Here is a 26,155-nt window from a genome sequence, read left to right as displayed (position 1 = left end):
GTAAAAACTCAGTATTTTGTGCGTCTGTTCATTTTTTTAAGAAAAGTTATGTCTTCAATTGTATTTCTAGCGGTTCTATTGATGTCTTGCTCTCAGTTTGCAAGCCAACTTTATATGCCTGTTTTGCCAGACATAGCTAAAGATCTGGCGTTAAGCTCCAGCGCCAGCCAAGCAGTGATAGTCAGCTTTTTCATCACGCTTGGGCTAACTCAGTTAATTGCTGGACCTCTAAGAGATAAATATGGTGACAGACACATTCTAATCGCTGGGCAGCTCATCTTAGTAGCAGGCACGTTAATATGTGGTTTTGCAGAGTCAAATTGGCAATTTTTGCTAGGCCGAGTTTTACAAGGAATAGGTTCAGCCTCACCAGTTTTGATCAGTCGAACCTTGTTAGCGCAGTATTTAACTGGTGCAAAATTAAAAAGTGCGATGGCAAGCCTTGCAATGGCAGCGTCGATCACTGCAATACTTTCGCCCATGATAGCAGGTACACTCGCGCAGCTTATTAATTGGCAAGGCCTCTCTTTTATCATGGTGCTGCATTTTGCACTGGTGTTGTGGTTAGGCTTTGTGATCCTTCCTAAATCACAAAAAAACGATGCTCATTCTATTAGACCTCGAGCGTTGGCAAGTTTATATAAATCACTGTTACAAGATAAAAATTTAATCTTACTGGCAAATTTTAAGTGGTTACCTACTTACTTATATTTAACCATTCAGCTGTATTTACCTTTTTATTTACAGGCACAGTTTCAATTTAATACCGAGCAAATTGGCTATGCGATGATGTTACCCATGGCGGGGTTGCTAGTAGGATCTTCTTTGGCAAAAATAATGCAAAAGCGTATGAGCTATATGAAAATCGTCAAATTGTTATGGCCTGCGCTGCCAATAGCTGCGTTTATTTTCGAGTTTAGCCATATCAGTGCGTTAGTTATGCTATTTGCTTACACGCTAGTTATGATGGTATTTGGTGCATATTTTCCGAGTTACATGCACATCATTGGCTTACTACAACCAGAAAAAGCCGGCTCAGCCAATGCACTAGTAGGCGCGATAGAGTTACTATTTTTTACGGCTATAGCTTGGTTAACTAATGTTATTTTATTTAGCAGCCAACACATATTGCCCCTTATCGTGCTAACTTGTTCAATGGTCTTATGGTTTTGCTGGAAAAAACTATCATTAAACCTAACCCTATGTGAGAGATAAAAAGAAATGGAATTCACAACAAAAAGACTGATTATCCGCCGACTTAAAGTCTCTGATTTAGAGGCGGTATTAGCGCATAGAAGTGACCCCTATACCTCTCGCTATATTGGCAAGCCCGCGACCCTTGCTGATGCACAAGCGCGGATCGCGCAAGCTCAACTGCCTTGGGCTGGCAAGGAAGGTGAAAGACTCATACTTGCGATTGAGTGTAAAGAAAGTGCTAAATTGATTGGTGAGTTGATGTTCAAGTTTGTTTCTGTAGATCATCAATGTGGCGAGATTGGATACCGTTTAGCCAGTCAACATCATGGTAAAGGCTATGCGTTTGAAGCCTCAAGCGCCTTAATCAAAGAAGTATTTACTCAGTTTGAACTTAACAAGCTTAATGCGATTTGCGCCGTTGATAATATTGCCTCTTGGAAGTTAATGGAAAAGCTGGGGATGAAAAGAGAAGGAAGACTCAGAAGTTATATGACCCTTCCTTCTGGTACAACGGACTGCTTTACCTATGGCGTGTTAAAGCATGAAGTGATGTAGGCCTCTGGCTTATATCACCGTTATTTCCTTTGCCGCTTTATGCCCTTAGCATTTAACTCTTTATAACTTTAACTCTTTATCCCCTTAAACAAGAGCGGATAGCGTCTGATCACTTCGCCGATATAGTCATCTGCCAGTATCGATTTTTCAAATTGTTCGATATCTTTACTGGCATGGATCACCCATTCAAGTCGCTCAATTGCCCTTAAAAACCCGCGTTTCAAATGCATTTGCTGCTTATACTCATCACAATTACGCGCCAATATCTCTATTTTTTCAGGATTGGCTTTCAAGGCACTTAGTACCTCTTGAATATAAGCATTGTCTTGTGGTTTTGGAGCACGTCTCACTCTATTTCTCATCACTTCGTCACTGAATAATATTAATTTTAAATACTTAGCCATCAAAGTACGGCTTTGAGGGCTGTCTTGATCATAACGCATGTCCATAAATGTGTGCGGACAGTTTAACACCCGTCCGAAATCTGTCCGACTGACCGTCCGATATTAAATTTGAATATACATAAAACAAAAAAACCCATTAATTTCAAAGATTTAACTGTTGGCACATTGTTTGTAATACCTAACTATCATTCAGGTATTATTTTTAAGGCGGACAGCTGTGATAAGAGACACCCAAGGACAAGACAAGCAAGTAGCACCACGTCGAAATGGTAAAAAATGGTTATTGCTTGCATCAGGCTTACTGGCCACAACAGCATTAACGGCTTATTCAGTGCCGAAATTTAGTCAACTTTTAAGCACTGATTTAGTTGTTTCACAATCAGTTATTCAAACTGCTATCGTTGAACGCGGCGACATGCTCGAAGACATTCGAGTAGAAGGTAAAACACTGGCAGCAATTAATCCAGCAGTGTATGCCATTGCACCGGGTACGGTCACTTTACATGTCAAAGCCGGCGATAAAATTAATAAAGGGCAAGACTTACTGAGTATAAACAGCCCTGAACTAAGAAATCAGTTACTGCAAGAACAAGCAACTTTGGCGCGATTAGAGACAGAGTTTAATCGTCAGAAAATCACCACTGAGCAACGCTTACTCGATACCCAGCAGCGTGCTGAACTAACACGTGTTGACCTAGAAGCTGCATCGAGTGCCATGGAGCGTGCTAATGCTAGTATTAAAAAACAGATCATTTCAAAATTAGAGCTCGAAGAAAAAATCGTTGCGCTAAAGCGTGCAGAGCTTAATAAAAAACATGCGATTGAAGCACTCGATTTAGAGCAAAAAAGCCTTAACTTTGAGCTTAAAATTGCCGAATTAGCATTGACGCGTCAACAGCACTTAACACAAGAGCTAGAGCGTCAAGTGGCGGCTTTAACTATACAATCACCCCTAAGTGGCATAGTGGGTACTGTAAACGTACAACAGAAGCAGCATGTGCAACGAGATGCTGAGTTGATGTCTTTGGTTGATTTATCAGAACTAGAAGTCGAAGCCTTTATTCCAGAGAACTTAGCGGATGAACTGGCGATTGGCTTAGCTGCAAACATTCAAATTAATCAACAAACTTACCCTGCAACTCTGGTCGCTATTTCTCCCGAAGTTGAACAAGGACGTGTCGCAGGTCGCATTCGCTTTGACCAACAACCAGAAAAACTTAGACAAAATCAACGTGTCAGTGCACAACTTATTTTGTCACAAAAACAAGATGTCCTAAAAATCAAACGTGGCGCCTTTGTCGAAACTGGCGCTGGCAAAATTGCCTACTTAATAAACGAAGGACAAGCACAACGTCAATCAATCAGCATTGGCGCTAAAAGTATTCACGAAGTTGAGTTAACATCGGGCGTGAAAGCCGGAGATAAGCTCATCATCTCAAGTCTTGCTGCGTTTCAAAACCAACAAAACGTCATGCTTAGTAATTAACCTGAGCCTGGATAATTAATAAAAAGGAAAATATCATGTTATCAATGCAGAACATCAGCAAAATTTATCGCACCGAGCTTATCGAAACCCACGCCTTGGTTGATGTCAACTTTGAGGTAAATGAAGGGGACTTCATCGCTGTCACAGGCCCTTCAGGTTCAGGTAAAACCACTTTCTTAAACTTAACCGGTTTGCTCGAACCTTTTGATAAAGGCCAATACTTTTTGGACGGACAGGATGTCAGTACATTAAACGACAGCCAGCTGTCTAAAATCAGAAACGAAAAAATTGGCTTTATCTTCCAAGGTTTTAACCTGATCAGCGAATTAAACCTTTACGACAACATTGAAGTGCCTTTAATTTTTAGAGGCTTACCAAGCCATGAGCGTAAGCAACGCATCGAAAACGCCCTTGAAATGGTCGGTCTTGCTAGTCGCGGGAAGCACTTTCCTGCGCAATTAAGTGGTGGTCAGCAGCAGCGTGTTGCGATAGCACGTGCACTTGCAGGACAACCGAGATTCTTATTAGCCGATGAGCCAACAGGCAACCTTGATACCCATATGGCGCGCCAAGTGATGGATTTACTGCAAGAGATTAATCAGCAAGGAACAACCTTACTGATGGTAACGCACGATAATGAACTGGCCCAACGCGCACATCGCAACATTCAAATACTCGATGGCCAGTTAACCGACATCAACAAAAGCCAACTTACTGATTTAGCTGTTTAGAGCATAGGTGCGACATGAAAGACTTATTTCAACTCGCCCTGCAAGGCGTTAAACAAAAAGGTAAACTCACTATTTTAATGATAGTCAATTTGGTGATCGGTATTACATTACTTCTCACCATGAGTACCACAGTGAAGTTAAGCGGCAACAGTGTGCTAACCGACAAAGCGCCGCAGATGCATCACTTTAGCCTCAACTATATGGATAGCGATTTTGAGATTCGAAACCAGTTTCGCTATCCGCCATTGACGTTTCAAGATGCTCAAGCACTTAAAAATGCATCTCTTGAATATAAGCACTTGTCATTTAACTATGACACGCGCTTTATTTTAGAATCAGAGCAACTCGATAGCGCACGACCCATGATAGCCACGGCCTCTGCTTCTGATATCGATTACTTTAGTGTTTTTAATGTGCCTTTTATTTTCGGTGCACCTTGGTTAGAAGCACAATCGGAGAGTGACGTTATCGTGATCGATAAAAAAGTCAATGACCACTTTTTCTCAGGAGAAAACTCGGTAGGCCAATTTATCAAAATCGATAAACAATCTTTAAAGATTGTCGGTGTAATGGATTTATCTCAGCACAAGCGTCGTATTTCAAACATGCGCTTTAGCAACCGCTATAACGATTTAGCGATTGTGCCTTTGGCAACAGCAGAGAGAATGAACTTGCCTCGAGCAGGTTACATGCCTTGTCAGACAAAAGAAGAAAACCAACGCAGTGAATATCGCCAACATAATATTTCGGCACTTAAGTCGGCTGAATGCGGCTACCTTCACACATGGATTGAGTTCGATAAGCAAAACCACCAGCAACAACTCGCTGCAGCAACTTTGTGGGCACGTAATTACACACAACAACAAGCAAAACTTGGCCGTTTTCCGCACGAAGATAAGTACAAGTTGAACGATTTACAGTTACTACTGAATGAATTTGGGCAATTCATGCGTTGGGAAAAGGTCTACCTTCAGTTTTCTTATTTACTATTTGCGATTTGCTTAGTGAATACCGTTGGCATTTTGCTTGCGAAATACCAATCTAAAAACAAACTGGTTTCGCTCTATCGTGCGCTTGGTGCTAGCCGTTGGTATATCGTAAAAATACACCTTATTGAAATAAGTTTAATTGCCTTTGCAGCCATAATTGCGGGGGTTCTATTCGCCCATTTAGGCCTTGAGCTGATGTTCCAAGTTAACATGTATCAGATGGACTACTCAGCCGATCCGAGCTTGGTTAAACACTTTTTCAGTATGGATTACAGCTTTGCATTGACGTCCGGTGCATTCATTTATGCCGCTATCTTAATTGCAGGTTTATATCCAGTTTACCGTATCAGCGGTATTTCACCAGCATCGCAGCTTAGGGGGTAGTCATGTCTTTAAAACATATTTTAAAATTAATTCTAAAACAAAAAAGCATTTCGATACTGATTGTTTTCCAAGTTGCCATTACACTCATGATCGTCAGTAATAGTGCTTTCATTAGTTATGCAACACTACAAAACTGGTTAATTCCATCAAAGCTTGAAGAAAAACAAATCTTAAATGTGGTTACCCATGCTTATGATGAACAGATCGATAAAGGCCAATTAATTGAACGCGACTTAACCGCCATTCGAGCACTCCCTGAAGTTGTATCAGCAACGTATAGCGGTGAAGAAAACGTTATTGATACGCGTCGCTCGAGCAATGTTGTGTATAGCGATAATCTTGACGAAAATGCCAAAGATCATTCCATTGCGCTATTTGGTGTAGACCAACAAGGCGTTGATTCTTTAATGCTCAATATCAACAGTGGTCGTGACTTCTACGCAAACGAGTTTGTCACTGGTGATGCCGCAACTACGCCAGCAAGCGTTGCACTTATCAGCGATGATTTAGCAAAAACGCTCTTCGAAGGAGCTTCGCCTTTGGGTCAAACCGTCTATTTGAATGGTTCAAAAACACCATATCAAGTAGTGGGAACGTTCGAAGATAAAATGCTGGGAGAAAGCGCGACTTACGAGCAAGTTTGGTATCACGGTATGGTTATTCCTGAAGCCATTTACGGCCGTAACAACGAAATAAACTACATTATTCGTGTTGTACCGAATACTTCAGAGAAAGTCTTAGAAACAATTGAGTCATTACTTTATCAAGAGCCGGGACGCATTGTATCGCGTGTCGAATTCTCAGCGCGTGCCAAAAAACGTTTATGGGATGGCAGAAGTAGCTTTGCATTTGTGATGTTTGCTATCAGTGCGGTCGCTTTACTTATCACTTCATTAGGAATTATCGCGCTCGTTACCTTCTCGGTCAAAATGCGTCATAAAAACTTAGGGATTTTAAGAGCTCTTGGCGCGAGTAAAAGCATGGTACTCAAAAGCCTGCTCATCGAAAACTCGCTACTGGCACTGGTTGGTTTGGTAATAGGCTTCTTTTTATCTTTGTGGCTAAATATGGCATTATTACAAACACTTGGGGTACAAGGAACACCTAACGTAATGGTGGGTATAGCTGTTACCCTGTTTGTCTGGTTATTAACTTGCTTTGCGGCTTACTTACCAGCCAGAAAAGCAACGTTAATTGCACCTGCGCAAGTGACGAAAGCCAATTAATTCAGTAAAAGATTAAACGTAAAAAGAGAGACTCAATGTCTCTCTTTTACATCAAAATAAAAAGTATAAAAGTATGCAGCAAAGCAAGGTTCTGATCATCGACGACAACCCTGATGTAGTAAAAGCACTCAGGGTTTTATTTTTAATTAATGACATTGAATGCGATGGTGCAACTTGCCCAGAAGAAGGCATAACAAAACTGCAACAAGGTGGTTTTGATCTCGTGATCCAAGACATGAACTTCACACGAGATACCACTTCTGGTGAAGAAGGCGAAGCACTCTACCACCGAATTCGACATTTTGATCCTGACCTCCCTATCATTCTACTCACTGCTTGGACTAACCTTGAAATGGCAGTTGCGCTAATAAAAGATGGCGCTGCCGATTACATTGCCAAACCTTGGGAAGATCAAAAGCTTCTTACAACCGTGCAAAATTTACGAGAAAGCTATCAATTACAACAACAGCAACTAAATAGTCACGTCAAACAAAGAGCCCGCTTACAACACCTACACGACAACTTTGACCTGGCTGGCATGGTATTCGCTGATAACAGCATGATCAACCTCGTTGAAATGGCCACTCAAGTCGCCCATTCAGATGCACCCATTTTAATTACTGGACCAAATGGTGCGGGTAAAGAAAAGGTCGCTGAACTTATCGTTGCCAATAGCCAATACAAAGATGCTCCATTCATAAAAGTAAACGCGGGTGCATTACCTGCTGATTTAATCGAAGCAGAATTATTTGGTGCAGAAGCTGGCGCATATACTGGTGCAACCAAAGCCAGAGAAGGTCGTTTTGAAGCAGCCAATGGTGGGACTTTATTTTTAGACGAAATTGGCAACTTACCACTATCAGGGCAGCAAAAATTACTTAGGGTATTACAAAGTGGCGAATTTGAACGTGTAGGCAGTACCAAAACTCGTAAAGTCTCAGTGCGTATTATCAGTGCCACTAATACCAACCTGCCTCAAGCCATCACCAACGGTGAGTTTAGAGAAGACTTATACTATCGACTCAATATGATTGAGTTAAAACTCCCGCCTCTTTCCCAAAGAAAAGACGATATTCCCTTGTTAGTACAATCATTCCTTAATTCAGATAAAACGCTCAGTACCAGCGCAGAACACACATTGATGGCACACTCGTGGCCTGGCAACGTGCGAGAGCTACAAAATGTGCTAGGTAGAGCTGCACTACTGTGTCAAAACAACACTATTGAAAGTAAAGACTTAGGGATTACACTTTTAAAAGTACCGATTCAAGAAAAAGTAGAATATAGTTTGCAAGATATCCAAAGTGCACTGGACAAACATCAGGGCATTATAGCTAAAGCGGCACGAAGCTTAGGATTGAGCCGTCAGGCATTTTATCGTCGCATGGAAAAATTCGGATTAAAATAATGCAGCATAATGAGATAAGTTTATTACACAAAACTGGCTACTCTCTGCTGGGCTGTTTTGTATTGTTTTGGTTCATTTATGCAGCGGGCGAACAATTCGGGTATCAAGGCATTTGGCTGACGGGTTTAGCGTTTGCCTTATCTTTTATATGCTTATCAACTTCTCTGTTTTATTTTGTCAGCTTTCAACAAAAACAATTGGATGCATTACACGATGGTATCAAGAGCTTCAAAGATGGCGACTTTTCAATTCGTATTCACCCTGATGGCGATAAACACCTCGCGCCAATACTAGATTTATATAATGATCTTGCTCGTAACCTTACTGAACAGAGGCAAACTTTAAGCCAAAAAGAGCACTTACTAGACAGTATTGTTCAAGCATCGCCTATGGCTATTGTGCTTTTTAACCCGTTTAAACAAGTGGTCTATCACAACCAACAAGCAAACGAGCTATTACAAGTTGCAGGTTCGCTCAAAGGTAAAGAGCTATATGGCTTACTTGAAAACGTCAGTTCACCAATACGTTCATTTTTACTTGAACAAGGCTCTGGCATTGTCAGTTTTGAACACAATGATTTAAAACAAAGCTATTATATTGCCAACCAAACCGTCACCTATAACCATCAGCTCCACCAGCTAGTTTTATGTAAAGACCTATCTTTAGAAATTGGCAAAGAAGAGCTACAACTATGGAAAAATGCCATTCGTTTAATTAGCCATGAGCTAAACAACTCATTGGCTCCAATTTCTTCGCTAACATCATCTGCAGAAGCCATTTTAGAAAAAAATACGCACCTAGATTTACTCCCTGATATTTTGCAAACTATTAACCAAAGAGCCTCCAACCTCAACGCATTCATTGCAAAATATGCCGAATTTGCTCGTTTGCCAAAACCTAATATCAGCAAACAAAACCTAGCTGCAACGCTTCAAAGCGTGCAAAAGCTATATGCTTTTGAACTATTAGCAGACTTACCATGCAAACACGCTTATTTCGATGTATTACAACTAGAGCAAGTGTTAATAAATCTACTTAAGAATGCCCACGAATCTGGTTCAAAAGTGTCTGATATTGGTATTAAAGTCGTTAAAGATTATAACCGAGTTCGCTTTGCGGTGGTCGATAGGGGCCAAGGGATCACTCAGGGCAAAATTAGCCAAGTAACTTTACCGTTTTTTTCAACAAAACAGGGAGGAAGTGGACTAGGTTTGAGTATTTGCTCGGAAGTGATCAATGCACACCGAGGTCAATTGAAGATTAAAAATCGTACAAACGGTGGAATTATGGTTGAATTTGACATTCCATTAAGATTTTAGAAGCAAAATATTAAAAAATTTATAACTCTTTGATAAACATCAAAATATGAATATATTCATAAAGCAATGTAAGCAAATTTGTAATGGGATGTAATAAAATTAAGCATAAAAATCTCATTAAGTAGTATAAATCTGTTTCAATCTAGGATAAATTAGTCCCCATAATGCGTTTGAAGACGACTGAAACAACAATTAGATTGTTCTGATAAATTAACTAACTTCACGTATTAATTAATCGAAAAGGAAGCAACCAGAATCAAAGCAAAACTACCGCCGGATAAGTGTAGTGCTTAGTTTTAATGTATTACGGCTTATGAAAATATTCATAAGCGATTAAAGGAGCTAACTGTGAATTTTGAAACCAGACAAAATATGGCCAATGAAATTTGGCAAATAGATGCTCGCTCGGCGCTCGACAAAGTGCATCAAAAAATCAAATCCAATACATTAAATTCTTTGCCTAATCTTCAAAACCAGCGACACGCGCATGGGGCGATCCAATCCTATTGGCATAGTTGCTTTAAACTAATGGCACCACTTCAAGTTCAAATTGAATATGTGAACTCTTCCAGCTCAAATGAAAGTATTGAATTAAAGAATACAGGCCCAGCTATTATCGATCTCGAGAGCTGGCGTTTAGAAGTAGCTGAAACTGGTGAGACTTTATTCACATTTCCACGTAACAGCTACATAAAACCAAGTCAAATAATCAAAGTTGAGCAGCAGCAAAGCACTTTTATGTTTAACAAGCTTAGTCCTGTTTTCAATCATCTTGGCTGCCATATCAAATTAATAGATGCAGAAGGCAGTGTAGTGAGCTCTTGGATAAATGGTCGCAAAGCGCATGAGTCAATCATTATTTCTCACATCAGTCATGATACAAACATAAACCGAAATAAAGACAAAGATCACATTGAGTTAATCAACTTAAGTACTTCTTGGGTAGATTTATCAGGTTGGAGCATTTGTGTAAAAGATGGGCCTGAATTTACTTTTGGTCAAATGTCAAAAATGGAGCCCTGCTCTGAACTAAAAATTTATGCTAACCATAATGAACCTGGTTGTTACTCATTTGACAGCTCAACTCCTATTTTTCAACAATCAACAAGCACCGTTGCATTATTAGATAAAAATAAGCAGCGTGTTAACGAATATCACTTTGCATAACTCCCTAAGCTTCATAGTGATTTTGGGGGGCATTAGCCCCCTTTTTTTTACCATGTTATGATGCAAGCACATAATAAAAATCGAGCTCAGGGATATGATTTTATACACCTTTTTAACCATTCTACTGATTGTACTTGGCATGCTCACATTTGTGCCCAAGTACCAAGATACCATCAACCGTTTTTCTACAGGTATAAATTTTTTCCTTACCTTAATTGCCACCTTATTTGGTGTGCTATTAGCAATGGCATTTGCCAATATAGAAGAAGAGCAAAAAGAAAAAGATCATGTGATTAAGCTCATGCAAGCCACCATCGCCGCCATTGAGAGTTCTCATGATTACTCTGAAGATCTGTATGAGTTTTACTTAGACCTGCCAGAGGAAGATGAAACACGTACACACTTTTTTGATAAAAACCCTTTACCATTTCCTGATTACCTAAACACGTTTATGAGGCAAAGTCTGGTAAACAGAACGCTTTCAGAAGAAACTCTGATAGATTTAAACGAGTATAAATTTAATTTACAGAAAATAAGCAATGGCAATCAACCGCAAATTTATCTTGTTTTATTAACGTATACGATTGAGGCACTGCGTCTAGAAATTGACTATCAAAAAGGTGAAAAGTCACTGCCCGAATTAGAAAAAGCTATAGACAGTAACGATAGAAAATTTAATTTAGCTTTGGATAAAGTGAAGAACTCTAGTCTTTAAGCTGTTTTCAACCATATAAAAATAACAAAGCGAGGGGTAAACCCTCGCCTACATTGAAGCTTCGTTTTTCGTTTCTCAAGAATTTTAACTAATCACTTCAAACTCAATCTTCGCTTGCTCTTGTGGCGATAGCAAGGCTTTAAGATGCTCAGCAATGTCTTTGGCATTGTCATTCAAGAAAAAATCAAAGCCTGCACCATTGCCATCAATAATAATGGAAAGCCCTTCATCAATTACAGTAACTTTTGAGATACGTGCAATCTTAATACTTTGGCTTTTTTGAGTGCTAATAACTGTGTGTAACGATTTATTCTTTATTTTAAGCACGTCGTCATCACGACGGATCTGATTGGTTAAAGCGTTATCTTGTTTATACTTAGGATGAAAACGATAGCATTGACCTGCTAACAAAATTGCCATACAAATCACGAGATAATCGGGCAATACGGGCTCTTCGATACTAAAATGTCCTATCAAGAGTAAGCCAGTCAGACTGAGTACCAGCCCCATAAGTGATTTATCTGACACTTTTAATTCTGAAAATTTCACAATAGTCCCCCCGCTTATTTTTATATACACGGTATCCGATGGTGTTTTAGTGTGCAAGTCACGAATGTAAAACAGAGTAAAAAAGCACCTAAGCCTTTAATGAACACCGAAGATGTTGCAATCAAAAGCAAAGATGCTTCGAGTAGGAGTCTGCACGACGCAAAAGCGCAAAACCCTATTTCAAGGAGAATTTAGATAAATAGTCTTACTTTTTTAATTAATATCAATCCGCAATAACACTTAATCATTTTAAGGGATTAAGCCTGATGATAGCGGCGTTAAAGATTTCTCATTTAGAACAACTAAATAACGAAATATTTGCCTTGCTATCAACGAGGTTTTCTTGCCTCAAAATAGATCACTTACTTAAGCGGATTGGTATAAAAGAAAACTCCAGCACATCAAAACAAGCACCCAGCGTGTGGTAATCACATTTAGCACCCGCTTCACTCTTTTGATTACTGTATTTTTGATTTGTACCAGTCAGTACTCTGAACCAAGCACCGAACTCATGATCTACAAAGTGCTGCCAACAATAATCCCAAAGTGCAGTGTATTGCTCTAGATACTGTGGCTGTTTAGTCTCACCAAACAACATAGCCGCCGCTGCAAAGCTTTCGGCTTGTACCCAGAAGTATTTGTCGCTGTCGCAGGTTTGGTATTCAGTATCAAAACCATACACCAAACCACCGTGAAAGGTATCCCATGCTTTGCTGTATGCCACATCAAATAAGTATTGTGCTTTTTCAACAAACTCAGGGCGTGCTTCAAAGGCATTGAGTTGCATCAGTAACTTAGCCCACTCTGTTTGGTGACCAGGCTGGAAACCCCATGGACGATATAGGTTTTTCGGGTCGTCTTTGTTGTATTCAAGATCTGGTTCTAACTCAGGTGTAAAGTGCTCGTACACTAAACCTAAGCTTTGTGCTGAGAGCTCAAAGCAAAAACGATTGGCCAAATGTTGTGCTTTTTCAAGGTATACAGGTGAATGAGTCGCACCATAAGCTGCGATTAACGCTTCACAAATATGCATATTGGCGTTCTGACCACGGTAATCACACAATCTGCCATCATCATAAATGGTATCGGCGTAGATCCCCTCTTCTGCTTGCCAAAAGCGCGACTCTAGTAATTCGAATGTTTCATTTATCTTTGCATCAGAGTCAATGACACCGGCTTTATAACAATGGGCGTAACACAGCAATACGAACGCATAACCGTAGGCTTGTTGTGTCATGTCTTGCGGTTGGTTGTCTTGCAAAGTCCATGCATAAGCTTTTGACGATTCACGCCAATGTTGTTGCTCCACATAGTCCAATCCATGCTTTGCAATGGCTAAGTATTCGTCGTTGTTTAACAGCTTTGCCGCACGACAAAAGTTCACAACCATACGTGTGCTACTGACAAGCTGGCGAAATCCATTGTTAAATGTTGTGCCATCGTCTAAGTAGTTTTGAAAATAGCCACCAAGGTCGTTGTCGACACAACGGTCTTTATAAAAGTCGACGATCGATTGACTGTGTGTTGTTAAAAATTCTGAGTTATAAAAATTCACGTGTGTTTTACTCTAAAAAGGCAGCATCGTATGTGCCACTAAATTGTTCGTTAAATAAATCGCTGACTTGTGTGAAGCTTGGCAATGCAGGAAAAGCACCTTGCGTAGAAACAGCAATGGCGCCTGCGCAACTGGCAAAAGCCACAGCGGCTTGAATTTGTGCTTCGCTATGCAATAAGCTTTCAAGTTGGATGGTTTCGCTGAGCAAGTATAAAATCGCGCCAATAAATCCATCGCCACCTGCTGTGGTATCAACTACCTGCGTTTTCGCTGGAGTCACAAAACCGCGGAATTGTGTGCTCACATACTCAATCTCATCACCGCCATTAGTGATCAAAATAAGCTGACAATTTGCTGCTAAACAATCAGATAAATACTGCTCAGGGTTACCTTGAGATAACAGCTCAAACTCTTCTTTGGCAAACTTGACGATATCGGCTTGTTTCACCAAATGGTTCACCAACGCAATATCAATGTGCTGATCTTTCCAAAGGTTGGCGCGCAGGTTCACATCAAAACATACCTGTAAGTTCAACGCTTTTGCTTGTTCAAGCACAGTTTGCGTGGTTACCGCAGCACCTGACTCAGTCAAAGTATTACTACATAAATGCACAATTCGGTTATTTGCAAACCACGCCTCAGTGACTTGCTCGGGTGTGAGCAAAAGGTCAGCGCTATCTTTTCGCATAAAGGTAAAGCTTCTGTCACCACTTGCGTCTAGATGCACAAAGGCCAGAGGCGTCGGTGCAGTCTCGTGCTTTAAAGTAAACTGAGTATCAACACCGTAATGCGTAAGGCTGTGAATTAAAAACTCACCAAACTGATCGCTCCCCACTTGCCCGGCAAATTGCGCCCGCCCACCAAGTTTGGCCAAAGCCACCGCAGCATTGGCAGGCGCACCACCGGGAAATTGTCGATAATCGTTAATGGTTAAGCCATCTTGTTCTTGACTTTGAAACTGTAAAAAATCGATCAGCGCTTCGCCATAACATAACACTCCGCTCATGCTGCACTTACCTCTTGCGCTCGACCCTTATATTGGCTCATAGCAAAAAATAGGATGTAGACATAAGCGAATACAGGCACTAAAAAGCTCAGTTGTACAGAGAACTTATCAGCGACAACCGCTTGAAGCAGTGGGAAAACCGCACCGCCAACGATGGCTTGGCATAATAAGCCCGAGCCCTTGGCTGTTAGCTGGCCTAAACCACGAATTGCTAAACTGAAAATCGTTGGGAACATGATTGAGTTAAAGAAACCAACCGCTAATACGCTCCACATTGCAAGCTTGCCGGTACTAAACACTGTGACCATCAATAGCACCACCGCCATCACTGCATTTAAAGCTAATACCAAGCTAGGCGCATATTTACGCATTAAGATTGAGCCGATAAAACGACCTATCATCGCGCCGCCCCAATAGTAAGCCACCATGTTTCCTGCTTGCTTTGTTGTCAGACCACCAATTTCAGGACGCTCGAAGTAGTTCACTAAGAAGCCACCGATAGACACTTCAGCACCCACGTATAAGAAGATACCCAGTGCGCCCATGACAAGGTGCTTTTGCTGCCAAATTGAGCCGCTCACTTCCACGTCTTTTTGCTGTTCAAAATCCAGCTTAGGCAATTCGATAAACTTGAACGAGCAAGCTACCGTAATGGCTGCCAGTGCAATTAAGAAATAAGGTAATTGCACTTGCTCGGCACCAGCAGTGCTGCTGGTTGCTGAAAGAATAAAGAAGGTACCAAACAGTGGCCCTGCCGTATGACCCAGCGAGTTAATCGCCTGCGCCAAATTCAAGCGACTAGCCGCATGCTGTGGTTCACCCAAGCAATTAACATATGGGTTTGCAGAGACTTGCAGCACGGTAATACCGCCTGCAAGTACAAAGAGTGCGCCTAAGAACAACGCGTACTCTTTCACGCTTGCTGCAGGAATAAACAGCAAGCAGCCCAGAGCTAATGTTGATAAGCCAATGAACACGCCATTGCGATAACCAAATTTCGCTACCACACGACCAGCCAATGGCGACACTAGAAAGTAAGCGCCGAAGAAACAGAACTGTACCAACATAGCTTGGGTATAGCTCAGTGAAAATTCTGCTTTTAAGAATGGGATCAGAATGTCGTTTAACGCGGTAATAAAACCCCAGATAAAAAACAAACTGGTCATGGCATAAAACGCCATTTTTTGATTAATTTGTTTTGCCATGATTAATTCGCCTCAGACGTTGCTAACGAAGGAGCGGCAACAGAATAAGATGGTGGACGATGCTCAAGTGCACCACCGAACGCAGTGTTAGGCTTAGTATCTAAAGTAAACTCTAGACGCTGCGGGGTACGAATATATGATTCGTCAATCCAGCTATTCAGCGTGTCTTTACCATTGATTTTTAGCCCTTTAATATAAATGTGTTCGGCGCTTGCAGCAGGCGCTTGAATGGTTAGGTTACCAATTTGTGCCTGTTCAAATGCCGGGCTTGATAACACCATGTCTGCACGACCTGGGTAGAACGGATACATGCCTAATGCCGAGAACACATACCAAGATGACATCTGACCTAAATCGTCTTGCCCTGGAATACCTGACACTGAGTTATGCCAAAGTTGCTTCATGGTCTCACGCACCGTTTGCTGCGTTTTATACGCATCGCCTGTGTATAAATACATCCAAGGCGTGGCAATTGACGGTTGATTTGATACGTCTGCATATTGCGCTGAGTCACGGTATAACACCCAAGTACCATCAGGTTTACGGAAATGTGAATCTAAACGCTCAGACATCACCTCATCACCACCTAATATTTGGCTTAGCCCTTGGCCATCAAACGGTAACATCCATAAATACTGAGCCGGGCTACCTTCGACAAATAAGTGGCCACTGAATGGGTCAAACTCTTCTTTCCAGCTACCATCTTTATTACGGCCTTGAATATAGCCAAGCTCTGCGGTCGCTTTAGGGTTATAAAGGTTTTTCCAATAACCTGAACGCGTAAGCATTTCAGTACTGTGTGCGTCTTTACCTAAGCGCGCTGCAAATTGTGACATGGCAAAATCGGCAGAAACTTGCTCTAAGGTTTCGCTCGCCCCTTCCCACGAATTAGATTGATCAGATAAGTAATTCAGCGTTAGCCACTCATCTAAAGACGGTTTTTGGCCACGACAAAACACAGGGCAGCCTACGTCTGATAAATCGTACTCTGTTGGCACTGTTGAGGCTTTGTATAAAGACTCGTACGCGCCCTCGATATCAAACTTATCCGCGCCAAATGCCACAAAGTTGGCAATGGCAATCGCTGATGGGTCGCCACTCATTACCCCTGTTGGGCCATTGTTGTGCGTCCATCTGTCCCAAATACCATTAAACTGATTGGCTTGATTGAATAGCGACTGAGCGATATCACTGGCAACTTGCGGGTGTGTTAAGCTCACTAGCTGCAGTTGTGAACGATACACATCCCAGCCTGAGAAGTTCGCATACTGCGCCGTTTGCTTGTCAGTGATCGTATGAATTTGTTGATCAAAACCTCGATACTCGCCGTTCACATCACTGAAAATATTTGGGTGGAATTGGCTGTGGAATAAGGCCGTATAGAAAGTCGTCAGTAAGTCTTTATCGTCAGACTTCACTTTCACGCGACTGAGCGCATCATTCCAACCCGCATAGGCTTTGTCTTTTATTTGCGCAAAGCTTTGTTGAGCTTGTTCTTTGGCAAGATTCTCACGGGCATTGTCTAGGCTTACGTAAGAAATACCCACACGCATTGTGACAGGTTGTTTTGCTTTAACGTCTAAATCGACCCATAGACCTGAGCCTTTGCCCCACTCTGGCACACCGGTTTCACCATAGCCCATACCGCCTTGGCTAGAAGTCGCATTGGCTGCTACCTTGTCATCAACATACGCACCGCTGCCCGTGATCGGCGCATCAATCTTCGCAACAAAGTGTAGCGTGTAATAATCACGACGGTTATATTCGCCTAAGTAACCGCAAAAGTTACCACTGGTGACATAGCCACTCACCTCACCTTTTTCTAAATCCACTTGGGTAAACGCATCACCACTGCCCAGCTGAGAATAAGCCGTTCTAAAAATAAGCTTCGCTTGCTCTGGCGAGTCAAAGGTAAATTCGGCAATACCAGTACGATCGGTTGCTGATAAACGTACATCAATGCCAGAATCTAGACCTACTTGGTAATAACCCGGAATGGCAGTTTCATCATCGTGGCTAAAGTTCGCGCCATAATAGGCGTTAATTTTATCAGTCGCAGGAGAGTGTTTAATGGCTTGATTAAACGGCAAAACTGGCACATCGCCTGACGCACCTAAACACCCTGTGCCCGACAAACGGGTAAAAGAAAAACCCTTTAAGCGCGTCGCTTGCCAGTTATAGCCACCTGGTGAGACTGGAATACGCACGTTGTCTTCATTGATGCGCTTGCTGATCCCTTCGCTTTCTTTCATTAACGCTTCGGTGTAAGCATGCTCAGGGCCAAAGTTGAACATACCAAATGGCTGCACCGCACCCGGCACCACGTTCGCCGCTTGACGATGGTTAAATGGCCCTTTGGTACCAATAAATGGATTTACAAAACTGGCTGGATCTTGCACATAAGCAACGGCTTTGCTGTTTGCTTGCTCAGCAGGCTTTGCTTGTGCATCTTCATTGCGGTTATCGCCGCAGCCGCTAAGCACAAGGCTCAGCGAAACCGCAGGCGTAACAAGAAGCAATGAACGAGAGAATGTCTTTTTCATGCTTCTGTCTCTTATTTTAAGAAGTTGTTGTTCACTGGGTTACTCATTGACGGCGGACGTGCCGACAGTGATTGACCAAATGACTTGTTAGGCTTAGCCGACATAGTGAATTCAAGCTTGCCACCGCCCATGATGTCATCATGAGTGATATAGCTGCGCTCAAGTTTTTTGCCGTTTAAGCGTACTTCTTTTACAAATTTATTCTTCTTAGACAGGCCTTTTGCAACCACAGTGAATCGCTTGTTATTTGCCAATGCTAAAGAAATTTTAGGTAATTGTGGTGCACCTAATGCATAAGTTAAATCGCCCGGTGATACTGGGTAGAAGCCCATTGCCGAGAAGATATACCACGCCGACATTTGGCCAACATCGTCGTTACCCGCAAGACCATCTGGCTTATCTGAAGACAGCGTATCCATGATTTGACGAATACGTGCCTGAGTACGCCAAGGCTCGCCCGCATAATTATAAAGGTAGGCAATATGATGGCTTGGCTCATTACCGTGAGCGTATTGACCAATTAGACCAGCAATGTCTTCGTGCTCTTTGATTTTTTCGTACGACAGCTCAGTTTCAAATAACTCATCAAGACGCTCAACAAATTTCTTGTCACCACCTTTTAGCTTAATTAAACCGTGCACGTCTTGTGGTACATAGAAGCTGTACTGGTAGCTGTTACCTTCGGTGAAAGCACCCATGTATTTTGCTTCTTGCGGATCAAAGTCTGGATTCCATGAACCATCTTTCATGCGACCACGCATAAAGCGTACTTCTGGGTCGAACACGTTTTTATAGTATGTTGCACGCTCGTAGTATTCAGCCGCTGTTTTCTTATCACCAAGCGCCGTGAAGAATTGACCAATCGTATAGTCATCATACGCATACTCTAAAGTGATAGACGTTGACTCAGGTAGCACGTCTAACGGTACATAGCCATATTGTTTGTACTCAGGGATGGCATCGTAATGCGGGTGGTTTGCAGTATCGATCATGGCTTTTTTAGCCAGCTCAACGTCGAAATCACGAATGCCTTTTAGATACGCATCAGCAATGACGGATACCGCGTGATAACCGATCATCGTCCACGTTTCATGGGCTTGGAACGACCAGATAGGTAACATTTTGTCATGGCTCTGCTGATAATGATCAAGCATTGAAGAGATCATATCAGATACTTTGTCAGGCTCAATGTAAGTCAATAATGGATGCAGTGCACGATATGTGTCCCATAGCGAGAATAGCGTGTAGTGCGTGTGATCTTTCGCTTGGTGAATTTCACCATCAACACCACGATATTGACCGTTTACGTCTTGATATACACTCGGTGCTTGTAGTGCGTGATAAACCGATGTGAAGAACTGACGCTTTTCAGACAGCGAGCCTTCTACTTCAAATTTATCAAGTGATTTGTGCCATGTTTCATCTGCTTGCTTAACCACTTTATCGAAGTTCCAATGCGGAATTTCTGTTTTTAAGTTTTCAAGTGCATTTGATTTACTTACTGCTGAAATCCCCACTTTTACCATTAGTGGCTCGCCTTTTAGACCTTCAAAGTCTGCAACAACTTTAATAGCTTTACCCGCCGCTTCTGGGATTTTGTAGTTAACAATGGTCGATGGTTTTTTGCCATTACCTTCGGTCAAGCAGCCATTACAGCGGTAACGTGTGTTGTCTAGGTTAATCAGCTCGATATCGCTAAACGGCTTTGAGAACTCAATGGCAAAGTACATTTGACGATTGTTCGCCCAGCCATTAGTCGCACGATAAGCTAAGATAGTACGGTCGTCGATAACGCGCACATCACTCCAAATTACTTTGTTTTTGAAGTTATAAATACTGTGCGTTAAATCCATTAACACGCTGCCTTTATCATGCTCTTTAAAGGTGTATTTGTGCATGCCCACACGAGTAGTCGCAGTCAGTTCCGCATTCACCTTGTAGTCTTGTAGCCAAACTTGGTAATAACCCGGCTTTGCCGTTTCATTGTCATGACTAAAGCGAGAACGATAACCCTCATCTGGGTTGTCAGCTTTACCCGGTTCTAACTTCACTTCACCTGTAATTGGCATCATCAGTAAATCACCAAGATCTGAGTGACCCGTTCCGCTAAAGTGGGTATGCGAGAAACCAACAATGGTGGTGTCGTCATAATGATAGCCTGCACAACGCTTGTAAATTTCTGGCTGTGGGTCAATACCTCTAAATACTGAGTCGGTATCTGGGCTCAATTGCACCATACCAAAAGGTACAACTGCACCTGGAAAAGTATGGCCGTCGCCGCCAGTACCAATAAATGGGTCTACATATTGCGTGTTTGCTGCAACTTGTGTCGCACCTAACATCATCACACCGCCCGTGACGAGTGAGTAAGTCATGCGTTTAGCACTGTGCCACCCGTGGCTTATCGTTTTCATTGTTTGCCTCTTTGCCAAATAGCCTAAATAAATATAGATACCAATTTTAGGGCGTGTTGACCTTTGCTGTTTGTTTTTGCAGCAGTGAGTTGGGTATTTAGGCAAGGCAGAGGCTGCGACGCATAGTTATTCTATGCAAGTCAGCCGATAACGCCGAATAAATATTCAACTCGCGCTGCTCGAAGAGTTCAACCAAAGGCTTCCACTACTTTGTCATTCGCCACTTACATAACCCATTATGCTGCGTAGCTCATTTCGCGTATTGAAAGCCTTTGATTTGAACAAAATTCATACTTCAAAGATAAACGCGCCCTAGCTATTGGTATTGGAATGAGCCGATTATCCTTTAATTTCCTATTAAAGGTAAAATGGAACGTTCCAAGAATAATTTGAATATACTGATCGATTTGCTAGAATACAACCCATTGCGATGAATTTAATCACTGGTTGGCGCTGTTACAGGCACAATCACATTCTATAGATAGCCAAAATTTGAAAACAAATAATACTAATAAGCAGTCTGTTACTGTACATGACGTTGCCCGAGTAGCGGGTGTGTCAAAGTCTACAGTGTCACTTGTTTTACGCGGCAGCGATAAAGCCAGCGACCGCGCAAAAGAAAAAGTACTCAAAGCCATCGAAGAAACAGGATACGTTTATAATCGTGAAGCCGCGGCGATGCGCAGTAAGTCTTCAGATTTAGTCGCTATTGTGATCAACGACTTAACCAACCCTTATTCTGCAAATTTAGCGGTTGCCCTTGAAAAACACATTCGAGAATTGGGTTTAATGGCAACGCTCGTTAACACCAGCGAAAATGCCCTAACACAAACGCAAATTGTGGCCAAACTACAAGAGTACCGTGTAAAAGCCTTTATTATCTGTCCGACGCCAAACACCCAAGCAAGCTGGCTCAATCAATTACAAAAGCCGCATACGCAAGTGGTCAGCATCATGCGTCAAGTAGATGGCAGCCAAGTACCTTGTGTATTACCAAACAACGAAATGGGTGCTTATAACGCGACGAAAGCGTTAATCGCACGCGGTCATAAGAACATCGCCTTTATTGGTGGTGACGCAGCAATATCGGATTACCATCAACGTTTAGCTGGGTTTAACAAAGCCGCCAAAGAGCAAGGCGACATACAAACTTGGGTGTTTAATAGCACCACAAACCGTCACGGTGGTCGACTCGCCATGTCAGAATGCTTAGCTCAAGTGCCGCAAGTTGAATCTGTGGTCTGCTTTAACGACATTGTGGCTTATGGCGTGATTGAATATCTAGCCGAGCAAAACTTAAAGCCTGGTGCTGATATCGGCGTGATCGGGTTTGATGACTTGGACGACTCCAAATTGATGAGTGTGCCACTGAGCACAGTAAAAATTGATGCCAACGATATCGCTAAAGCCGTGTGTCATATCTTGAAAAACGACACGCAAAAAGGATTAACGCAAGTGCCAGTGGAGTTAATAGAACGCAGCTCATAAATGTTCAAACCAAGTTCTATTCATGGCGCCATTATTGCGCCATGAATAGAGTGTAAACTAGAAGCCGGCCCCGGTTATTTTCTATTTTCAAACGTGTTGTTCTCAATTTATCCAACAGCGTCCCTCTTTCACTAACCTCATTCATTAGCATAGAACGACCTAGCCATTTCGATTATTTATAACTTATACCCAAATTTTATACATGCCGATTTTTTCAATAGATTCAACATTCTAGTACCTTAAACACGCCTAAAAGTAAAAATTTTGTGAATTAAAGGTTGATCCCTTGCGAAATAACGTCAATCATCTAGGAACGTTCCAAAATGATAAAGTAAATAAAAATACGTCATTTTGCTTTTTTAAAACTTAAGAATTGGAACGTTACAAAAACTTCAATGGGAACAAGTTATGACATCTAATAAACATCTTAAAACACCTATCGCGTTAGCACTTGCTTTCGCAGGCCTAAGCTTTAACACACTTGCATCTACCACATTGAGTGCCGATCTCACTGTACCAAATGGGATTATTAACGCATCAGAGCAAAACACACCATACGAAACTGCGGACAAAGCGTTTGATAACGACCAGTACAGTAAATGGCTGGCGTTTTCTCCTACTGCTTGGCTAAGCTATGAGCTCAATGAGGCGAAAATCATCACTGGCTACACGCTGACTTCAGCAAACGATGCGCCGAGTCGTGATCCGCAAAATTGGCAGTTACAAGGTTCAAACGATGGCATTAATTGGCAAACAATTGATACTCAAGCGGGCCAAAGCTTTTCAAGTCGATATCAAAGCAAGCAATATTCTGTATCGAGTGATCAAGCCTATAAACATATTCGCTTAAATATCTCAGCCAATCATGGCGCAAGCCTGGTGCAACTCGCCGAAGTTGAACTATTTGGTAAAAGCGCAGATAACAATAATGGAACAACACTGCCAATCAACCAATCTTTGAACCTAGGCCAAGGTCAATGGCAACATTTTGGTCCTTTCAACGTCGCAGGCAAAGTAAGCGCCTCGACGTCTGGCAGCGGTGATGCAGACTTATATATCAACTTAGGTGCACCTGCGACCACTCAAAACTTCACCTGCCAGAGTATTACCCCAACCGCAACAGAAAACTGTGACGGATCTGGCCAAAACCTGTATGTCTCGATTTATGGTTACTCGCAAACAAACGTCAATATCAACATTACTGAGCAAGGTGTCACTGATCCTAATGACGGTTTATGGAAAAAACCTGTAGTGGACTTTGTAGATGTGAATCCAGAAACAACCGGCTCACAATTGTTTAAACGTATCATTGCCGACCCTGCAGGCCATATGGCACAGCGCTGCGTTGATGTCGCTAAAATTCTATATAAAGACCCAATTGAGTCTGAACGTTTCAGAAAACTAAGTTTTGAGTTGCGTGCAAAAGATCATTGGGGCCAAGACTTTGTCGCATATAAAATGGGTCAAGATGGTTCGGGCGAAATGACCATAGTCGTCAGTACCGAACACCTTGAGCGTTTATATCGTGAGGGTGGAAATTCTGACTCTGCGATTTCAGACGAAATCGATGGTATCTTATTCCACGAAGTAACTCATGGTTACAACAATTCACCGCTCACACATGACAACTACAGCGATGGTCAAGCTTACTGGGCGTTTACCGAAGGGTTAGCTGATGCCGTACGTATTGGAGCGGGCTTCCACAAAACACGTACGCCAAGCACCTTAGATCCGAGAAAGTGGTTAACAGGCTATGAAGGAACAGGTTTCTTCTTACACTATGTTAAAACCCATTTAGATAATGACTTTATCTATAAATTTAATAAGTCGGCAAAAGACATGGGGAATTACACTTGGTCGTTCGATGCGTCATTTAGACAGATCTTAGGACGTGGTGTCGAAGACGTATGGAATGAATACGCTAACTTTATAAATAGTGGCGGCCAGTTACAGTACTAATCGATAAAGGCTAAAGCGTTTAATTTGGTTAAAACGCAAACGTCCAACAACCTAAAATGGGGTTAAAACGTTAGATTGTTTCAACCCCGTTTCTTAGTAAAACTATAAATAAATCTAGTTAGGAATTTTTCATTCAGACAAAGAAAAGGAATGCATCAATAGTGCGCTATTGAAAGTTCTTTTGACGCAGTATGAGAGAAAAATGTCTTCTAGATTTCAACGTTTTAATCTGATTTTAGGTTAAATTGGCTTTGGGCGTTAATTCTGTCTTGATTTGCCAACTTTCATCGAGCTCACTTTACTTTAAATTGTTTGAATAAACTTTATTTCCCCATCATAACGACATATGGAGGATAGGAAATGGTTTCCCCATATCATCTAGAGGCGAACGAGAAACAACTTTAAACCCCATCGCTTCATAAAAGCCCACAGCTTGAGGGTTCTGCTCGTTCACATCGACCTTATTGATGGAATGACAATTCAATGCGTTCTTCAATAACGATTTGCCAATACCTTGCCCTCTATATTCATTCAAAATAAATAACATTTCTATTTTCTCTGAATGAATACCGATAAAGCCAACAATAGCGCCCGCCGTATTTTTCATACAATGTAAAATAACATTCGGAAACGCTTGCTCAATGATAATTGGCTTAAAGAACGCGATATCTTCTTCACTTATAAAATTGTGCGTTGCTCGGACTGAGTTTTCCCAAACGCTTAGCAATTCAGCATAATCGCTGGGAAGCACATCATCTATATACATAGTTCTCTCTTTAATTATTGATTAAAATCGCTAAATAAATAGCGCTGTGCAGCCGCGCTTCAAGGTTACTAGAGATTACCTGAGCTGAACAGAAATCACTTTAAACTTTAGATGAAGATTTATTCGTTAATCCTTGCCCAATACTTTATTTATAAGTTCATTCACCCAAGGTAAACAGTCTTGCTGCGCCAGTAAAAAAACGCGCTCTTTGTAAGACAAATCACCGCTCGTCACCTTAACCGTTTTAAGTTGCCATTCTCTGATCATAAAATCAGGTAAGAATGCCAGAGCTTGACCACCTTTTACCAGTTGACTCAATACAGCGTAGTCATTGACTACCCACTGAACTCGACGGGTTAAATGCCTTAACTGCCAGCCATCACAGCCAACGCCTCTTTGCTCTCCACAAAACGGAGATGTGTTTGGTACTGCAAAAGGATGTGCCACAACTTCCTCAACAGAAGCGTTAGTATCCATAGCTAAAGGGTGAGTCTGCCCCATAGCAACTTGCATCTGGATATCTCCAAGTTCAATCGATTTAATCCCATCAGGAAGATGAGACAACATTTCTCCTGTCACGATAGCAAGCTGAACCTCGCCATTTACCAATTTTTGTAATGCTTCCGCTTCATATTCTGTATCGAACTCGAGTAACACTTGTGGCTGTTTAACCGCTTTACGGCCAAGTACACAGGCCCATTTAAATTGTAAAATGCTTGGCGCAGCGACTTTACACACCAAAGGCATCTTATTGGCTCTCAAGGCTTGATGTGTATCCTCAGCAAGGTCAGTAAGTGCGATTGCCCTTGGCTGTAGTTTTTCTCCTTGCTCGTTCAAACGTAACGTCTTACCCACCCTATCAAACAATTTAACTTCTAAAGACGCTTCTAATCTTTTAAGTGATTTAGACAAAGCACTTGGCGTAATGTCTAGAGAGAGTGCTGCTTTTTGGAGGCTTTGATGACGTGCGATCACCAAAAACTTTTTAAGATCTGCTATTTCCATTTTGGACTTTAATAAAACAAATTAGAAACGATTTAGAATTAAATATACCGTATCTTAAAGCAATACTCCCACTTATTTACGGTT

Annotated in this window: 21 protein-coding genes; 12 read left to right on the top strand and 9 right to left on the bottom strand. The window is 41.8% G+C overall.

The genetic code is table 11. The features are described from left to right. Positions 1-48: 48 nt before the first annotated feature. Together PP2015_RS19520 and PP2015_RS19515 are read left to right on the top strand one after the other, a co-directional pair. Entirely contained in the window at positions 49-1,215 is a 1,167-nt protein-coding gene (locus PP2015_RS19520) for an MFS transporter (RefSeq protein WP_058032171.1), read from the top strand. A gap of 6 nt (positions 1,216-1,221) precedes the next feature. After that, positions 1,222-1,752: a GNAT family N-acetyltransferase gene (locus PP2015_RS19515; protein WP_058032170.1), complete on the top strand. Its 531-nt coding sequence runs from the start codon at positions 1,222-1,224 to the stop codon at positions 1,750-1,752. 68 nt (positions 1,753-1,820) lie between these two features. On the opposite strand, the gene PP2015_RS19510 is transcribed toward PP2015_RS19515, so the two are convergent. Next, positions 1,821-2,195: a hypothetical protein gene (locus PP2015_RS19510; RefSeq protein ID WP_405127350.1), complete on the bottom strand. Its 375-nt coding sequence runs from the start codon at positions 2,193-2,195 to the stop codon at positions 1,821-1,823. Between the two features lie 178 nt (positions 2,196-2,373). On the opposite strand from PP2015_RS19510, the gene PP2015_RS19505 reads away from it, so the two are divergent. From PP2015_RS19505 to PP2015_RS19470, 8 genes are all read left to right on the top strand, one after another. Then, positions 2,374-3,642, top strand: coding sequence for an efflux RND transporter periplasmic adaptor subunit (locus PP2015_RS19505; protein ID WP_058032169.1), 1,269 nt, complete (start codon positions 2,374-2,376; stop codon positions 3,640-3,642). 35 nt (positions 3,643-3,677) lie between these two features. Further along, positions 3,678-4,373, top strand: coding sequence for an ABC transporter ATP-binding protein (locus tag PP2015_RS19500; protein WP_058032168.1), 696 nt, complete (start codon positions 3,678-3,680; stop codon positions 4,371-4,373). Between the two features lie 14 nt (positions 4,374-4,387). Then, the gene (locus tag PP2015_RS19495; RefSeq protein WP_058032167.1) at positions 4,388-5,746 is read left to right on the top strand and encodes an ABC transporter permease; all 1,359 of its coding nucleotides are present in this window, start codon (positions 4,388-4,390) and stop codon (positions 5,744-5,746) included. A 2-nt stretch (positions 5,747-5,748) separates the two neighbouring features. After that, positions 5,749-6,972: an ABC transporter permease gene (locus tag PP2015_RS19490; RefSeq protein WP_058032166.1), complete on the top strand. Its 1,224-nt coding sequence runs from the start codon at positions 5,749-5,751 to the stop codon at positions 6,970-6,972. Between the two features lie 73 nt (positions 6,973-7,045). Beyond that, positions 7,046-8,380, top strand: coding sequence for a sigma-54-dependent transcriptional regulator (locus tag PP2015_RS19485; RefSeq protein ID WP_058032165.1), 1,335 nt, complete (start codon positions 7,046-7,048; stop codon positions 8,378-8,380). Beyond that, a complete protein-coding gene (locus tag PP2015_RS19480) occupies positions 8,380-9,699 on the top strand; it encodes a sensor histidine kinase (RefSeq protein WP_058032164.1) in 1,320 nt (439 codons plus the stop codon). The genes PP2015_RS19485 and PP2015_RS19480 overlap by 1 nt, the downstream gene beginning before the upstream one ends. A gap of 348 nt (positions 9,700-10,047) precedes the next feature. Then, entirely contained in the window at positions 10,048-10,866 is an 819-nt protein-coding gene (locus PP2015_RS19475) for a lamin tail domain-containing protein (protein WP_058032163.1), read from the top strand. 94 nt (positions 10,867-10,960) lie between these two features. Beyond that, entirely contained in the window at positions 10,961-11,581 is a 621-nt protein-coding gene (locus PP2015_RS19470; RefSeq protein ID WP_058032162.1) for a hypothetical protein, read from the top strand. 84 nt (positions 11,582-11,665) lie between these two features. Here the strand turns inward: PP2015_RS19470 and PP2015_RS19465 are convergent, their stop codons facing one another. The 6 genes from PP2015_RS19465 to PP2015_RS19440 all read right to left on the bottom strand — a co-directional run bounded on the left by PP2015_RS19465 (position 11,666) and on the right by PP2015_RS19440 (position 20,853). Then, complete coding sequence (locus PP2015_RS19465; protein ID WP_058032161.1) at positions 11,666-12,130, bottom strand: hypothetical protein; 465 nt, start codon at positions 12,128-12,130, stop codon at positions 11,666-11,668. Positions 12,131-12,488: 358 nt separating this feature from the next. Then, positions 12,489-13,685, bottom strand: coding sequence for an AGE family epimerase/isomerase (locus PP2015_RS19460; protein ID WP_058032160.1), 1,197 nt, complete (start codon positions 13,683-13,685; stop codon positions 12,489-12,491). Between the two features lie 7 nt (positions 13,686-13,692). Next, entirely contained in the window at positions 13,693-14,691 is a 999-nt protein-coding gene (locus tag PP2015_RS19455; RefSeq protein WP_058032159.1) for a carbohydrate kinase family protein, read from the bottom strand. Further along, a complete protein-coding gene (locus PP2015_RS19450) occupies positions 14,688-15,896 on the bottom strand; it encodes a sugar MFS transporter (RefSeq protein ID WP_058032158.1) in 1,209 nt (402 codons plus the stop codon). Before PP2015_RS19450 ends, PP2015_RS19455 begins: the two co-directional genes overlap by 4 nt. 2 nt (positions 15,897-15,898) lie before the next feature. Beyond that, positions 15,899-18,439 (bottom strand): GH92 family glycosyl hydrolase, encoded by a 2,541-nt coding sequence (locus tag PP2015_RS19445; protein ID WP_058032157.1) that lies wholly within the window; start codon positions 18,437-18,439, stop codon positions 15,899-15,901. 11 nt (positions 18,440-18,450) lie between these two features. Next, positions 18,451-20,853: a GH92 family glycosyl hydrolase gene (locus tag PP2015_RS19440; RefSeq protein ID WP_083496693.1), complete on the bottom strand. Its 2,403-nt coding sequence runs from the start codon at positions 20,851-20,853 to the stop codon at positions 18,451-18,453. 492 nt (positions 20,854-21,345) lie between these two features. On the opposite strand from PP2015_RS19440, the gene PP2015_RS19435 reads away from it, so the two are divergent. Further along, on the top strand, positions 21,346-22,341 hold the full coding sequence (locus PP2015_RS19435; RefSeq protein WP_058032563.1) for a LacI family DNA-binding transcriptional regulator: 996 nt from the start codon (positions 21,346-21,348) through the stop codon (positions 22,339-22,341). A 408-nt stretch (positions 22,342-22,749) separates the two neighbouring features. After that, on the top strand, positions 22,750-24,300 hold the full coding sequence (locus PP2015_RS19430; RefSeq protein ID WP_058032156.1) for a basic secretory protein-like protein: 1,551 nt from the start codon (positions 22,750-22,752) through the stop codon (positions 24,298-24,300). Between the two features lie 334 nt (positions 24,301-24,634). Here PP2015_RS19430 and PP2015_RS19425 read toward each other — a convergent pair whose 3' ends face one another. Beyond that, positions 24,635-25,066 carry a GNAT family N-acetyltransferase gene (locus tag PP2015_RS19425; RefSeq protein ID WP_058032155.1) on the bottom strand — a complete coding sequence of 144 codons (432 nt, stop codon included), beginning with the start codon at positions 25,064-25,066 and terminating at the stop codon, positions 24,635-24,637. 126 nt (positions 25,067-25,192) lie between these two features. Then, complete coding sequence (locus PP2015_RS19420) at positions 25,193-26,071, bottom strand: LysR family transcriptional regulator (protein WP_058032154.1); 879 nt, start codon at positions 26,069-26,071, stop codon at positions 25,193-25,195. Positions 26,072-26,155 lie beyond the last annotated feature (84 nt).

Source organism: Pseudoalteromonas phenolica (assembly GCF_001444405.1).
GTDB lineage: Bacteria > Pseudomonadota > Gammaproteobacteria > Enterobacterales > Alteromonadaceae > Pseudoalteromonas > Pseudoalteromonas phenolica.
This window is presented reverse-complemented; position numbering and strand designations above follow the sequence as displayed.

Bases quoted from the DNA above. Each gene is read 5' to 3' on its own strand.
- PP2015_RS19490 (WP_058032166.1), top strand. From the start codon at position 5,749: ATGTCTTTAAAACATATTTTAAAATTAATTCTAAAACAAAAAAGCATT.
- PP2015_RS19420 (WP_058032154.1), bottom strand. From the start codon at position 26,071: ATGGAAATAGCAGATCTTAAAAAGTTTTTGGTGATCGCACGTCATCAA.
- PP2015_RS19455 (WP_058032159.1), bottom strand. From the start codon at position 14,691: ATGAGCGGAGTGTTATGTTATGGCGAAGCGCTGATCGATTTTTTACAG.
- PP2015_RS19450 (WP_058032158.1), bottom strand. From the start codon at position 15,896: ATGGCAAAACAAATTAATCAAAAAATGGCGTTTTATGCCATGACCAGT.
- PP2015_RS19430 (WP_058032156.1), top strand. From the start codon at position 22,750: ATGACATCTAATAAACATCTTAAAACACCTATCGCGTTAGCACTTGCT.
- PP2015_RS19440 (WP_083496693.1), bottom strand. From the start codon at position 20,853: ATGAAAACGATAAGCCACGGGTGGCACAGTGCTAAACGCATGACTTAC.
- PP2015_RS19425 (WP_058032155.1), bottom strand. From the start codon at position 25,066: ATGTATATAGATGATGTGCTTCCCAGCGATTATGCTGAATTGCTAAGC.
- PP2015_RS19445 (WP_058032157.1), bottom strand. From the start codon at position 18,439: ATGAAAAAGACATTCTCTCGTTCATTGCTTCTTGTTACGCCTGCGGTT.
- PP2015_RS19500 (WP_058032168.1), top strand. From the start codon at position 3,678: ATGTTATCAATGCAGAACATCAGCAAAATTTATCGCACCGAGCTTATC.
- PP2015_RS19520 (WP_058032171.1), top strand. From the start codon at position 49: ATGTCTTCAATTGTATTTCTAGCGGTTCTATTGATGTCTTGCTCTCAG.
- PP2015_RS19480 (WP_058032164.1), top strand. From the start codon at position 8,380: ATGCAGCATAATGAGATAAGTTTATTACACAAAACTGGCTACTCTCTG.
- PP2015_RS19510 (WP_405127350.1), bottom strand. From the start codon at position 2,195: ATGCGTTATGATCAAGACAGCCCTCAAAGCCGTACTTTGATGGCTAAG.
- PP2015_RS19485 (WP_058032165.1), top strand. From the start codon at position 7,046: ATGCAGCAAAGCAAGGTTCTGATCATCGACGACAACCCTGATGTAGTA.
- PP2015_RS19470 (WP_058032162.1), top strand. From the start codon at position 10,961: ATGATTTTATACACCTTTTTAACCATTCTACTGATTGTACTTGGCATG.
- PP2015_RS19515 (WP_058032170.1), top strand. From the start codon at position 1,222: ATGGAATTCACAACAAAAAGACTGATTATCCGCCGACTTAAAGTCTCT.
- PP2015_RS19495 (WP_058032167.1), top strand. From the start codon at position 4,388: ATGAAAGACTTATTTCAACTCGCCCTGCAAGGCGTTAAACAAAAAGGT.